Source organism: Ktedonobacter robiniae (genome assembly GCF_016587375.1).
Classification (GTDB): Bacteria; Chloroflexota; Ktedonobacteria; order Ktedonobacterales; family Ktedonobacteraceae; genus Ktedonobacter; species Ktedonobacter robiniae.
In genome coordinates, this window is the sequence record NZ_BNJG01000001.1 from 2,482,575 (window position 1) to 2,496,268 (window position 13,694).

Genomic DNA, 13,694 nt, shown 5'->3' on the forward strand with positions numbered 1-13,694 from the left:
GCAATTTTAAGATGGCTGGTAAGCAGCGTTTGCTAGTACGCTTTTGGGGTGTACGTGGCAGCTATCCAACGCCGGGAGCACATACGCTCCGTCATGGTGGCAATACCTCCTGTATTGAGGTGCAGGCGGGCGAGCATACCCTGATTTTCGACGCTGGCAGCGGCATTATTCGCCTGGGCGACGCGTTGATGAGGCGCCTGGCTCAGGATACGACGAAGCAGGAGAGCCTGGACCTGGCGTTGTTTATCACTCATGGGCATGGAGACCACCTCGTGGGTTTTCCATTCTTTGCTCCTCTCTTCGAGGCTCGTACGAAGTTACATCTCTTCGGCCCGGACCTGGCGGGCCAGAATATAGAACAGCTTGTAACACCACTTATGTCGCCCCCATATTTCCCGGTAGATATGCGCCAACTTCCCTCCCAACGTACCTTCCACACGCTCTATGATACTCAATGTGTCACCTGGCATGCTGGCGGCCCTGCTTTGGAGGAGAGCGCTGAGGGCAACGCGGGAGCCGAGGGCGAATTGAGGGTCGTCGCGAAATTGACGCAGTGTCACCCACAGAATGGAGCCTGTATTTATCGGATCGAGTACGCGGGGAAGAGTATTGTGTATGCGACGGATGTTGAGTGGAAGGAGGGGAGTGATGCCGAGTTTGTGCAATTTATAGAGGGGGCGGACCTCTTGATTCACGATGCACAGTATACCGTGACCGATTATCAACAGGAGAAGCATGGCTTTGGGCATAGCACCATTGCCATGGCGACTGAGGCGGCCCGCCTGGCGCAGGTTCGTGAACTGGTGCTCTTTCATCATGAGCCGACCTACGACGATAACCAGCTTGACCTGATGGAGGCTGAGGCACGCGCGCAATTCGCGCATACACGCTCCGCCTGCGAGGGGATGGAGATCGACCTTTTGGCAGAGACGCAGAAAGAACAGAGAAGAGAGAAAACGTTATGAAAATAAACGTGCTTCTAGCGCTGATGATCATCCTGTCATTTCTCGTGGCCATTGTGTTGCACGAGTGGGCGCATGCCGCCGTGGCGAACTGGCTGGGTGATTCGACTCCGCGTCGCGAGGGACGCCAATCTCTCCGTCTGCGTGCGCATATTGAGCCGCTTGGATTGATCATGTGCATTTTTATGGCGTTTCAGCCTGGAGCCTTACCTATGGGGCTTGGCTGGGGGGCGGCTGTGAAGCCTGACCCCTGGAAGTTGCGCACCGGCCCCAATCGTGGCGTAATCACGGTCGCCCTGGCGGGCCCGCTGATGAACCTGGGGCTGGGCATTGTAAGCGCTTTGCTGGTGCGTATACTGGAGACTACAAGCATTGCGCTCTACATTAACAACCCAATAACTATTCGTCTCGTTCAGCTCCTGGTCGTCTTTTCGGTTGTGAACTTCTCTCTGGTGCTCTTTAATATTCTGCCGTTCTATCCCCTGGACGGCTACCAGGTGTTGTATACGCTGCTTCCGAGCAAACAGGCCGTGAAGTTTGCGCGCTGGGCTGCCCCATATGGGCCAGTGATTATCTTAGTTCTCTTTCTTGTTTTACCATTTGTAGGGAGGCTGTTGAATGTAGGAGACTTCTTCCTCTTTAACTTAGGCCCCTATATCTGGTCGGGAGCGATAATAGCGCTTCAACCTCTTACTGGTATTCCAGTCCAATATCTCGGTGGATGGTATTTCTTATAACCTTGGGAGACTATACCGGAGTGCGATACATTAGCCCTACCGAGATTATTTATGTGGGTGTGTTGGTGAAGGTGGTTCTGGAAAGGGCCGCCGGTAGTTGTGAGGTGGTAGTAAGATACTATGATATTACAGAAGGTTCACTATCGGCTGGGACAGGTGCGGCAGCAGATGGGTTTTGTGCAGCCGCTCACGCTGGATGAGCATCGAGAGGTCACGCGCTGGCTTCCACAGTCGGCGCTCTCGTTGTTTTATACAATGACGCCAGCAGACCAGCGACATAGCGTACGTGTGTGTCAGGGGTTGCAGGAGAGCGGTTGCCAGGAAGAGGATATGCTCGCGGCGGCACTCTTGCATGATGTGGGGAAGGCTGAAGGACGTGTACCTTTCTGGACTCGACCGGTGATTGTACTAGGGAAATTACTGGCCCCAGCCCTGCTCTCGAAAATCGCCGTCTCTCCCCTGGATGCAGAGAAGAGTCGCGTAACACGCTGGCGGCTGACGCTTGGCTATGCCTGGTGGCACGCGGAGGTAGGAGCAGAACTGGCCCAGGCCGCAGGCCTTTCGGAACGCGCGGTCCTCTATATCAAAACTCATCACCAGGCAAATGGGCCCGCCGCCATCTTATACCGCATTGACGAGGTATCATAGTCCCCCATGTTAAAAAAAGTTGAAAAAGTTAACAAGGCTGAACACGCTGAGCAGGCTGACCCACGTGCCAACGCGCAACTTGCCTCGGAACTCTCGCCGAAGGAGGCGGCAGAGCAGAGCGCGCGCGAGCAGGCACGCTATGTCGTGCATCTTCCCATATTTGAAGGCCCCCTGGATCTGCTGCTGCATTTAATTGAGAAGCGGCAAATGGAGATTACTACCGTTTCGCTGGTCGCGGTAACGGATCAGTATCTGGAATATTTAGCGCAGTGTGAGTCGGAGGCTTTGCCTCTGGCGAATATGGCGGCCTTTGTCTCCATTGCCGCGCGTTTGCTGTATATCAAATCGCAGAGCCTGCTTCCTCAGACCCCGCGCGAGGAGGGCAATAGCGAGGCCGAGAGCGCCAGCAGCCTGGCCGAGGAGCTACAGCATCACCTCTTAGAGTATAGGCTGGCTAAAGAAATCGCCTCGACGTTAAAGCAGCGTGAGGAAGAGGGTTTGCAGACGCATGGGCGTTCGAGCCTGCTAGCAGGTATCGAGGCCCAGCTTGCCTGGATGCCGCCCACGCTCACAGGTATGGAGGCTCAATCGCTCAGCCGGGCCTTTCAGCGCCTACTGGAGATGAAGGTCAAGGAAGAGGCCCAGGGCGAGCACCTGATGCCCGTCGCACGCGTACGGGTGAGCGACCAGATCGCCGAGATTGTCGAACGCTTGCAGGAGCGCGAGACAATCTTACTCGAAGAGGTTCTAGAAAATGAGTCCTCACGCTTCGTGATTGTGGTCACCTTTATCGCCGTCCTTGAACTCTGGAAGTGGCGCCGCGTGAATGTGGCTCAGGAAGAGCTTTTCGGTGCCATTGTGTTAGAGCGCGGTGAGCGCTGGTCCTCAACTGAGCACGACGACGTAGAAGATTAATGAGTTGAGAGAAAAACGAGAGGATTGGTGCGCGACTAGTCGCGCACCAATCCTCTCGTTTTTCTCTCAACTCATTAAAAACTCTATGTGACTTCTAGCAGGAAACTTGACAGTAGTCGACTCAAGTTCTATACTCGAATGCATAATAGCTTGCAGGAGTTTATCGCCTTTGGCATAGCGATATGTAGCGTCCATCGTCGTAAAGATAAATAGATATGAGGAGATTGAAACACTGTGAAGGAAGAGTTTCAGGAGCAGACCAACCAGCAGCAGAATGAGCAGCAAACCTCTGGTGCCGAGGCGCGTGTCGCCGAACTGGAGGCCCAGCTAGAGCAGGCACGCAAGGAGGCCACAGAGAATTGGAATAAGTATCTGCGCGAGCGCGCGGAGTGGGATAATTTTCGCAAGCGCCAGGAGCGCCAGTTAGAGACGCGTGTTCTTGCTCACAAGAAATCTCTCTTTCACAAACTGCTCGATGTCATGGATAACGTGGAGCGCGCTCTTGTGTACCAGGAGAGCATGGATAAGCAGAACTTGCAGCAGACACTACGTATGTTCCACTGGCAGATGAACGAGATTCTCCGTGGTGAGGGTCTGAACCCTGTCCCCACGGTGGGCGAGCCCTTTAACCCCTATATGCACGAGGCCATTGAGGCGGTCGAAAGCGCCGATAAGCCAGAGGGCACGATTCTGGAGGAGACGCGCAAAGGCTACACCCTCGGCGAGGAGACGCTACGTCCCGCGCACGTCAAAGTCAGTGTTCCCCTGGGAAAGAATGGCAACAACGGAGCCAATAACTAGCACAACGTGTACGTTATGTCTGGTAGGTGGTGCGGGTTGGCGGCTTGCGGCCGCCAACCCGCACCACCTACCAGCGAGCGCCGCAGGCGTGAGGAGTCAAACCAATTGTTAGTCAAACCCCGTGTGCACAGGGTTTGACTAACAAACAGAGTATATGCATGGTAAAAGAGTGAGGCTGGGCCGATGGATTATAAGGACTACTATAAAATTTTAGGGGTATCGCGCACTGCCAGCGCCGATGACATCAAGAAAGCCTTTCGCAAACTGGCGCGCACTCATCATCCCGATGTCAATCCAGGTGATAAGAAGGCGGAAGCGAAGTTCAAAGAGATTAACGAAGCCTACGAGGTCTTATCTGACCCCGATAAGCGCAAGCGCTATGATACGCTTGGACCAAACTGGCGCGATCAATTTAACGGCTTTTCGGGAGCCAGGCGGAGTGCGGGTAGCTATCCTAACTATGATCCTAGCGGCTCAGGCTTCTCTGATTTCTTCGAAGTACTCTTTGGTCGTAGCGGCGGGCAGGGATTTCCCCCTGGCGCGAACGGGCGAGCCTCTACCGCGGGCATGCGTAGTCGCGCGGGCGAAAACCTGGAGCAGACCGTCGAGGTGACAATTGAGGAGGCCTATCTTGGTAGCCAGCGTACGTTTACCATTCAGGCCCCTGAGACCTGTTCCGCCTGTAGGGGCATGGGGCAGATTGGTGGACGCCTATGCGCGAAGTGTGGTGGCCGGGGCAGCCTGAATGGACAGGGCAAGCGCCTGCAAGTTAAAATTCCGCCCGGTGTAGATAACGGCTCAAAGATCCGTGTGGCGGGCGAGGGTCATCCTGGCGCCGGTGGCGGGCCGCGTGGCGACCTCTTTCTGGTCATAAGCATCAAGCTAGACTCTGCTTATGAGCGCAAGGGTGATGACCTGTATATGGATGTGGATGTTGACCTCTTCACGGCTATGCTGGGGGGATCAGTGCCAGTGACGCTCCCCGATGGGAAGCGCCTGAGTCTGACGATTCCCGCCGAGACGCAGAATGGCAGTCTGTTTCGCCTGGCTGGGAAGGGCATGCCACATCTCAAAAGCGAGGGGCGAGGGAGCTTCTACGCCCGCGCTAAGGTTGTGCTGCCAATGCGCCTCTCGCCAGAAGAGCGTGGCCTATTTGAGCAGCTAGCGCGCGCCCGTGGGGTTGAAGCGCATCCATAGCCCGCTGAAAGGAGGGATGTACGCATGCCAGAGATGCGTGATGGCGCCTGGTATATCATCAGTATTGCCGCGCAAAAGGCTGAGGTACACGAGCAGACGCTGCGGCACTATGAGCGCCTGGGCTTGATCGCGCCCGCGCGCAAGGGCGAGAGTCCGCATAGCCCTCGGCTCTACTCGGATAAAGACATCGAGCGTGTGCTACATATCCGGCGTTTGATGCGTGACCTGGGGGTAAACCTGGCAGGCGTCGAGGCCATCCTGCGTATGAAAGATCATATGGAGCAGATGCAGGAAGAGATGAAGCACCAGCTAGAGGAGATGCGTATCCAGCACACCAATGAGACCCGGCGCCTCAAAGAGATCATCGAGCGGCTACAAGGCGCGCCCGATGTCTTCTCTCCCGAGGAAGATAAGTAGTGTAAAAAAGAGCGAGAGAGAGGTGAAGGCGGCATTTCCACTTTCACCTCTCTCTCGCTCTTTTTTTAATTTTGGGGTGGGACGGCGGGCATCAGGTGACGTTGCATCTTGAGTGCGATCACGCGTGTGGCGGCCTCATCCAGGCGCGCCCTGGAGAGCGTGCCATCCTGGAGGGCGGCTTTGATGGCATTGACCATGTCCAGGGTTTGGACGTAGCCGGTGGGGCCAAGCAGCATGTCGTTGCCTGCCTGGAGGGCCATCACACCCGCCTGGGCCATGCTGATGGGCTGGCCGTTGATGGTAACCCCCTGCATGTAGAGCGCGTCCGTTAGCGTCATACCATCATAGCCAAGCTCTTTACGCAGGATATCAGTCATGAAGGTGTGCGAAAGTTCTGCGGGATAGATTGGGTCGATGGCGGGCATCAGGATATCTGTTGGCATAACCAAGCCAGGATTCTCCAGCTTATCCTTAGTCTGGATGAAATGCTTAAAGGGAGCAAGCTCCGTCTGGTAGAGCTGCTCTTTGGTGCGATTTACCACAGGCAGGCCTTTATGAGGATCAATCTCGGCGGCGCCTATACCGGGAAAATGCTTGATGCAGGCGATAACACCATCTTGCTGCATAGACTTGATATAGGGGCCAGCGAAATTGATCACTGAGTCCGCAGTATAGCCAAAGGTGCGTGTGGCCTGGCCGGGACCCTGGACCAGGGCCACATCCACGCTAGGAGCGAGATTGGTATTGATGCCCAGCGCGAGAAGGTCTTGCGCAACTTTATGCCCCTGCTGCGCCGCGACCTGTGGATCGCCAGTATTATAGATATCCAGCGCCGAGGGGCGTGGTGGATAGATGTTGGTGAGTCGGTGAACGATGCCACCTTCCTCATCGGTGGAGATGAGCAGCGGGAGCTTTGCGTGTTGCTGCATGCTGCTAATATCACCTTTGGTCTGAGCCGCGGTCTGCATCTGAAACTCATACATGATGACGCCCCCGGCGTGCAGCTCGGTGAGCATGCGGTTCAGATCGTCGGAGTAGTAGGTGTCATCGTACTCGACCATGATAACCTGTCCGATCTCCTCATCCAGCGACATGCGGGCAACATAGAGACCAGCCAGTTGCTTAGCGCTCATACGTGTCGAGAGATGATGTAGCTCATCTATTTGCTGCGCATTGAGCGAGGTCTGCGCAAAGGTATTGGGATCGTTGGTGGTGTCCAGTGGATTTGCCGTGCTACCAGCCAGTAAACGCATAAGCGTAAAGGAGCCGCCAGTCAACACGATGAGAGCCAGCAGTATGACAGAGATCAGCAGGCGCAAGTGTTGTGGCCAACTGTGTCCCTGAGGGCGTTTAGCAAAGACTTGAGGCGTGACCTCCAGTTTTTTCGGGATAGCCAAGGGTGTACGGTCGGGTGGTGGTAGCTCTAGCCCGCCTAATATCGGCATAGGCGCGGGAGCCAGCGTTTCCTCGGGCTGTGGGGAGGTTGGCGCGACATTCTTCTCCGGCGTCGCAGGCAATTTGTCGCTGTCCTGCTCCTGCTTATATTTAAGTGCGGGCATAGGGCGGGAGAGCTTAAACCAGCGCGAGGGCGGGGCCTCATCCTCGTCCAGCAGGCCTGTGGGGAGCTGGTTATCGATCCAGACCTGTGAACCTGGCGAGACGGCTGGTGGCTCTATCTTGCCTCGTTTGCCTGTGGTCTGTTTCCGCTGGGTGCGCAGACGTGGTTGGGTAGGTGTGTTGTCCTCCTCCTGGAGGGGGCTTTCCTGTTTAGGAGCAGGGATAGACCCGTCAGGGAGGGTGGTAGGGGTGCTATGCGATTGCGAGCCGGGCGTTGCCGGGGAATGTCCCTCGGTCGTATCCAGGCGAGGCTCCTGTTTATCGGTTGACATGCAGTTTTCCCCGGAAATTAATGATTTCTCTTCTCTAATTTGTAGGGTCCATGCTGGCATGGACTGCGAGCGAAGCGACCTCCCTAGCGTCAGGGGGCCGGCCTGCGGGCCGGGCGAGTCCATGCCAGCATGGACCCTACAAACAGTCTACTTCTTGCGACGATTACGTGTCCGCGAAGGTCGCTCCTGTTCAATGGCTGGAGGGGGCATAACTGACTGCTCCTGGCTGTCTGACTCCTGGGCGCTGCCTTCAGTCGCTGGCATCTCTTCTTCAGGTTGGAGTGCCGACTCATCGGACTGCTCAGCAGGCGCGTCAAGCATTGGCTCGAATGGTTCCTCAGGCTGCTCGGGTATGACGATGGGTGTCACTTCTGCCTCGACTGGCTCCTCGGCCTCAGCGGAGAAGTCGATTGGCAGCTCCTCGGCCTGCTGTTCCGGTGTGGCTGGTAGAGGCTCAACTGAGAGGGCCTCTGGCTTGCCAGGCGTTTCTAGCACTGGTGACTCGCCGGGTTGAACCTCGGCGTCGCTAGCGGATATTGCTGGCACTAGTTCGCCCTCAACATTCGCGGGGAGTGATGGCAAGTCTGACGTCGAGGGAATATCCAGGAGAGGCTCGCTTTTCTGCTCCTTGACATGCGTCTCGCTGGCTTGAGCCCTGGCCTCTTCTCTGGCTTTATGCCTGGGGTTGGGCATCGCATCCGTCTTCTCGATGCCGGAGGTAGCAGGAGGGGCGGGAGCTACAAACTTAGCAGTTGACTCCTCCTCGGGCGCCGGGGTCGCTGGCGTGACAGGCTCTATGTTCGGTGTCGTGGCAGGGCTGGTCTTGAGCACCTTCTCGCGTAGCGGGAGTAGCGAAGCCGAGCGCCTTGGACGCGCGGAGGCGCGCACGTTAGGCACGACGGATTGAGGGACAAGCGAGTAGTCAAATACGACCTTGATGGCCCGGCTCTTGTCCTTGCCCATGGCGGTTTCGAGCGCCTGGCGATAGTCGGTCAGCGCGAAGCGATGGGTCAGGAACTGCTCGGGCGCGATACGTTGCTCGCGCATCATATCAGCGACGACCTCGAAGGTAGAGTGCATGCGCCCGCTGCGCTGCGGCCAGTGCTCCTGTCCATGGCTCATAGTACCAATGAGCTTAATTTCCTGGTTCCAGACGGGCGTCAGGTCGATATGCATCGGGTGGAGGTGGACGCCCACGAGAACCACATTTGCACGCGCGCTGGCCCAGCGAAGGGCGTGGGGGAGCGTGCGGTTACTGCCAATGGTATCAAAAATCGTCTCATAGCCGCCGACCAGCATATGATTGCCCAGCCAGCCCCGATAGCTCCTGGCATTTGTGACAGTCTGGACGCCGAGGTAGCTATCATGGGTATAAATAATGTGGCTGGCACCCAGGCGTGTGGCCTGTTCTATCTGGAAAGGGTGGCGTGCCAGAACGCTGATCTCAGCCTCAGGAGCCAGTGCGCGCAAGACCTGGAGCGTCAGCAGGCCAATGACGCCCGCGCCAATGATAAGCACCTGGCTATCGGGGCGGGGTAGGGCGCGCAGGACCGCGTGCAGGGCCACAGCCGTGGGTTCTAGCAGGACTGCCTGCTCATCGCTCATCCAGGAGGGAACGCGGTAGAGCCTTTGCTCCGGCAGGAGCATCTCCTCGCTCCAACCGCCGCCGATGGCATGCGGGCCGGGCAGCGAGCCATGTTCACACAAATTGTAGAAGCCCTCGGCGCAGAAGCGGCAGATGGGCTGGACTCCCTGCGAGAGGCAGTTCGCCTCGTGCTGGAGCACAACGCGGTCCCCTACGCGCAGGTGTGTTACCTCGTCGCCAATTTCGACGACTTCGCCCACGACCTCGTGCCCGGGATAGTGCTGTTGATGACCGGGCAGGGCCGCCAGAGAGACGCGCAAATCACCGTCGGCACTCACGAGATGCAGATCGCTACCACAGATACCAGCGAGTCGGTTGCGGACGCGTACCCAGGAGGCAGCGGGGAGGGTAGGGCGAGGCAGGTTTTCAACACGGAGAGGAGCATAAGAAGAGAAGTACGCGCCGCGCGAGAAGCGGCCCAGCACTCGTGTGAGAAGAACGCGTTTCGGGTCGAGATCAAGCGTTGAGGTCCACATATTTCTGTCTCTCTTTGGCGAAACTACCGCTTTGGACAAAATTTTGTAGTTAACAATAATAGTAGCAGTACTTATTTTTAATGATGGCAGTGTAACATGCTGCCAGCGGGACGGTCAATAAGCATAGGAAGGATTGCAGGTTTTATTATGATAAGGTGGGTGCGGTGGCGGCTGGCGCAGCCAGCCGCCACCGCACCCACCTTATCATAATGTATTACTTGGTGTAGGGTAGCATAAATGTAAAATCGCTGCCCGCGTCCGAGGTGCGCTGAACGGTAATATGGCCCTGGTGGGCGTCGACGATAGCCGCGGCAATGGCCAGGCCCAGGCCGGCTCCAGGGGTTCGCTGGTGCTGCCCATGATAGAAAGCCTCGAAGATATGTTTCAGTTCATCTTCTGCAATGCCGGGTCCATTATCGATTACATGTACCTCGATCTGTTGCTCGCGCTTGGTCAACTGAACGGTAATCGAGCCTTCAGGCGCGGGCAGGCCATGTTTTACCGCGTTGTCCAGCAGGATATAGAGCAGTTGTTTGATGCGCTCTTTATTGGCTTGCAGGCCGAAGGGAGCCTCCCCACGTAGTGAGATCTGCATCCTGCGATCATCAGTTGCCTGGGTGCGTGCCTGTTCGATGCTTTCTTTGACGAGGTCGAGTAGATCTATATACTGCATTTTTAGTGGTTGATGTTCACTGAGACGCGAGAGTGTGAGCAGGTTGTTGATCAAAGCTGTCATACGCTCGCCCTCGTTGCGCATCAATGTCAGAACGCGTTGCGCGGTCTCGGGATCGTCTTTGGCGCCGCGCAAGAGAACCTCAGTAAAGCCCCGAATCGAGGTCAAAGGCGTGCGTAACTGATGGGAGGCGTCGGAGAAGAAGCGACGGAAACGCTCTTCGGCTGCATGCTGTAACTCTTCGGCGCGTTCCAGGCGTGTCACCATCTCATCGATGCTGCCACACAGGCGGTCGATCTCGTCCTGTGGTGGCAGGTGAAGAGGCGGGAGGCGACTGCGCTGCTTCAGATCGCCCAGAGCAATGGCTTGTGCTGCATCGGTCAAACGTACCAGTGGGCGCAGGAGGAGCGTCGTAAAGGTCGCGCTGAGGACAATACCACCCAGAGCCAGCAGGGCCACCGTTGGATAGAGCAGGGCATTGCTGCCTGACGCATCACGCAAGAGTATCGCCGCGACCATCAGCACCATGAGTAGGATCAGGCTGAAGATAGTCGAGAGCTGTACGGGCAGGCTAAGAAAGGGGCGGAGCCAGCGTGGAGTCTGAGCCGTGAATGTGCGTGCAGGCATGATCATGCCCGTCAGAGGCGATGTAGTAGCGGAAGAGCTCTGAGGCGAGACAGACTGAGATGACACTGGAGCTGAGGGGCTTTCAGTGTTGGCATGCTCGCTTTCGGCTGTTATTTTCCGCCGTGAGGTCTCTTGTGATTGCTTTGAATATGGATCAGGCATTACCTTTGGACTCCGCTATAGACAGGAACAATGTGTTGCGCTTTACCCTTTCAACACGTATCCAACGCTACGAACGGTTTGGATGAGCCTAGGAGTACTGGGTGAATCCTCGATCTTCTCGCGCAAGTATCGTACGTAGACTTCAATGATGTTCGTTTCGCCGAGAAACTCATAGCCCCAGACGCGTTGGAGAATCGTCTGTCGGTCGAGCACCTGGCGCGGATGGCTCATAAAGAGGTGAAGCAGGTTATATTCGGTCGCGGTCAGCTCAATCAGGCGACCAGCGCGGGTGACCTCGCGGGTAGCGGTATTCATACGCAGATCTTCAAACTCGAGCATGTTGCCATTCTCGGCTCCTGCCGCGCCCTGGGGACTCTTCGTGCGTCCCTGACGGCGTAAGATGGCGCGAATACGCTCAAGTAATTCATCGAAATCGAAGGGCTTGGTCAAATAGTCATCCGCACCTGTACGCAGGCCCGCGATACGGTCGCGTACCTCGTCTCGCGCTGTAAGCATCAGAATAGGAATCTCGCGTGTTGTTGGATTCTCGCGTAAGCGGCGACAGACTTCCAGGCCATCTATGCCGGGGGGCATCATGACATCCAGAATAATGATGTCTGGATTGATGCGCAGTGCCGTAGCGATACCAGTCTCGCCATCGTTAGCCGACTCAACCTGAAACCCTTCATAGCGGAGGCCGAGGCGAATAAATTCAATAATGTTCTCTTCATCGTCGACGACCAGGACTCTTAAGAGCGGCTGCTTCTCCTGTCCTGATTGCCATGAATTGCCTTGCTGCATAAGTACAGGACCCCCTTAAACCCAGAAAACGTGGCCATGGCATGCATGAATAGAGTGCCTTAAAATGTTTAGAATGACAGTCTCATTATAGATGTCCTTATGCAGGGCTGCAAGCTTGTACGAGCATATGCGCCATATTCTCAGCAGAAATTAATCAATGGAGGTGGCAGAAGCGGTGGCAAAGCTGAGGTATGTAACAAAACGGGAAAGCGGTAATAGCGGGGTTGAGGAGCGATGCTACCCATTGACATGCATGCTTTACTGATATATTCTAATATCAACTTTACTTACTTCTGATCCGAAAATCCTGAGTGCGAAGCACTAGTCACGCCAGTGACGTTGGGTTTCGGAATAAGATCTTAGTATCTATCACTCTTTCCTCACCTGGAAAAACGGGTTGGCAGTGACTGGCAAAGGGAGGCGTCACGCGCACTTCAACGTCCACATAAGATTACCGTAATTTGGCATGTATTAATAATAGATGAGTGGAAGCTAGATCAGTCACATCGCCCGAAAGAAAGGTCCCATATATGAAGCTTACAATGAAGGGAGACTACGGTCTGAGAGCAATGCTTGATATGGCCGCTTATTATGGACAGGGGCCAATTGAGAGCTCAGATATTGCCAGTCGCCAGTATATCCCTGAACAATACTTAGATCAGATCTTGATGGTCTTGAGGAAAGAGGGCCTGGTAAAGAGTGTGCGTGGTCCCAAGGGTGGTCATATGCTAGCGAAAGCGCCGGGTCAGATTACAATGGCTCAGGTGATGCAAGCCCTGGAAGGCTATGTACCACCAATGGAGTGCCTCCCAAATCCCGACTTTTGCAAACTTTCCCCAGGATGTGCGCTACGTGAGGTCTGGCAGAAGATCGACGCTGCGACCCAGGAGATACTTAACTCGACCACAATTGAGGAACTGGCGCAGCGGCATCGTACAGGCACCACCGAGACCATGTACTATATCTAGCTCACACACGAAACGCGAGATGGCTTTCCATCTGGTAGGGACCCGGTTTACCGCGTCCAAATGCCATTAATGGCATGCCAGCGCAAGCCGAAGCCTTTGGTGGGCAATAAATCTTGTTGCGCGATATCATGAAATGGAACATTTTGGGCTCTGCCCACAGGCGATCAATCGCCTTAGGACGCGCTAAAGCTGGTCCCTACCCAAAAAAAGCGCGTTTTTATATCCATAAATAATAATCCAATTGAGGAGGGGTGGGCGGAGAGGCGCCAGGGGCATGGAGGGTATTGAGCCAGGAACGGGGACGTTAGCCGATAAGGGGGTTTGGAAGCAAGTGGCTGAAGCAATGGATGCAACGCGGCCAGGAGCGAGTAAGCGTATCGCTATTATTGAGGATGATCCACTCCTGAGAACGCTTTTTAGTGATACCCTGGACTGTTTTGGGGATTGGCAATTAAGCTTTTTTATAGATGGGCAAGAGGCCAAGGATCGTTTGCCTGAACTGGATGCGCACCTGATTCTCCTGGATGTTGGCCTCCCCAATCTGGATGGTGCCTCGCTCTACAAGATTCTCAAGGGGCACAACAAGACGAAAGATATCCCTATTATTATGATTACAGGGAGTCATGAGTGGGAGCTACATCGCATGGGCTTACAATCCGGCTTGCTGCTACGCAAGCCCTTTAAGATTGAGGAGCTCATCAATATTATTACCGCTTTGCTGCCCGCTGAACCTCAGAGTTAAGGGCTGGCAGAGAAGTATAGCAAAAGGAAGAACA

13 protein-coding genes are annotated in these 13,694 nt (G+C 55.5%); 9 read left to right on the plus strand and 4 right to left on the minus strand.

Annotated elements, in window-relative coordinates:
* Positions 1-11: 11 nt before the first annotated feature.
* The 7 genes from JMJ04_RS10405 (at position 12) to JMJ04_RS10435 (ending at position 5,677) form a co-directional block, all read left to right on the plus strand.
* Complete coding sequence (locus JMJ04_RS10405; RefSeq protein WP_201370440.1) at positions 12-965, plus strand: MBL fold metallo-hydrolase; 954 nt, start codon at positions 12-14, stop codon at positions 963-965.
* Entirely contained in the window at positions 962-1,699 is a 738-nt protein-coding gene (locus JMJ04_RS10410) for a site-2 protease family protein (RefSeq protein ID WP_201370441.1), read from the plus strand. The genes JMJ04_RS10405 and JMJ04_RS10410 overlap by 4 nt, the downstream gene beginning before the upstream one ends.
* 120 nt (positions 1,700-1,819) lie before the next feature.
* On the plus strand, positions 1,820-2,347 hold the full coding sequence (locus JMJ04_RS10415; RefSeq protein ID WP_201370442.1) for a hypothetical protein: 528 nt from the start codon (positions 1,820-1,822) through the stop codon (positions 2,345-2,347).
* Positions 2,348-2,353: 6 nt separating this feature from the next.
* Positions 2,354-3,262 carry a segregation and condensation protein A gene (locus JMJ04_RS10420; RefSeq protein WP_201370443.1) on the plus strand — a complete coding sequence of 303 codons (909 nt, stop codon included), beginning with the start codon at positions 2,354-2,356 and terminating at the stop codon, positions 3,260-3,262.
* Positions 3,263-3,496: 234 nt separating this feature from the next.
* Positions 3,497-4,063 carry a nucleotide exchange factor GrpE gene (locus JMJ04_RS10425; RefSeq protein ID WP_201370444.1) on the plus strand — a complete coding sequence of 189 codons (567 nt, stop codon included), beginning with the start codon at positions 3,497-3,499 and terminating at the stop codon, positions 4,061-4,063.
* 183 nt (positions 4,064-4,246) lie between these two features.
* The gene (locus JMJ04_RS10430) at positions 4,247-5,260 is read left to right on the plus strand and encodes a DnaJ C-terminal domain-containing protein (protein WP_201370445.1); all 1,014 of its coding nucleotides are present in this window, start codon (positions 4,247-4,249) and stop codon (positions 5,258-5,260) included.
* Between the two features lie 24 nt (positions 5,261-5,284).
* Positions 5,285-5,677: a MerR family transcriptional regulator gene (locus tag JMJ04_RS10435; RefSeq protein WP_201370446.1), complete on the plus strand. Its 393-nt coding sequence runs from the start codon at positions 5,285-5,287 to the stop codon at positions 5,675-5,677.
* A gap of 65 nt (positions 5,678-5,742) precedes the next feature.
* On the opposite strand, the gene JMJ04_RS10440 is transcribed toward JMJ04_RS10435, so the two are convergent.
* The 4 genes from JMJ04_RS10440 to JMJ04_RS10455 form a co-directional block, all read right to left on the minus strand.
* The gene (locus JMJ04_RS10440) at positions 5,743-7,566 is read right to left on the minus strand and encodes a glycoside hydrolase family 3 N-terminal domain-containing protein (protein ID WP_201370447.1); all 1,824 of its coding nucleotides are present in this window, start codon (positions 7,564-7,566) and stop codon (positions 5,743-5,745) included.
* A 147-nt stretch (positions 7,567-7,713) separates the two neighbouring features.
* A complete protein-coding gene (locus tag JMJ04_RS10445; protein WP_201370448.1) occupies positions 7,714-9,687 on the minus strand; it encodes a zinc-dependent alcohol dehydrogenase in 1,974 nt (657 codons plus the stop codon).
* 214 nt (positions 9,688-9,901) lie between these two features.
* On the minus strand, positions 9,902-10,987 hold the full coding sequence (locus JMJ04_RS10450) for a sensor histidine kinase (protein WP_201370449.1): 1,086 nt from the start codon (positions 10,985-10,987) through the stop codon (positions 9,902-9,904).
* A gap of 204 nt (positions 10,988-11,191) precedes the next feature.
* A complete protein-coding gene (locus JMJ04_RS10455) occupies positions 11,192-11,950 on the minus strand; it encodes a response regulator transcription factor (RefSeq protein WP_007908627.1) in 759 nt (252 codons plus the stop codon).
* 530 nt (positions 11,951-12,480) lie between these two features.
* Between JMJ04_RS10455 and JMJ04_RS10460 the strand changes: the two genes are divergently transcribed.
* A complete protein-coding gene (locus JMJ04_RS10460) occupies positions 12,481-12,918 on the plus strand; it encodes an RrF2 family transcriptional regulator (protein ID WP_007908625.1) in 438 nt (145 codons plus the stop codon).
* A 274-nt stretch (positions 12,919-13,192) separates the two neighbouring features.
* Positions 13,193-13,660, plus strand: coding sequence for a response regulator (locus tag JMJ04_RS10465; protein WP_007908623.1), 468 nt, complete (start codon positions 13,193-13,195; stop codon positions 13,658-13,660).
* Positions 13,661-13,694: the final 34 nt, after the last annotated feature.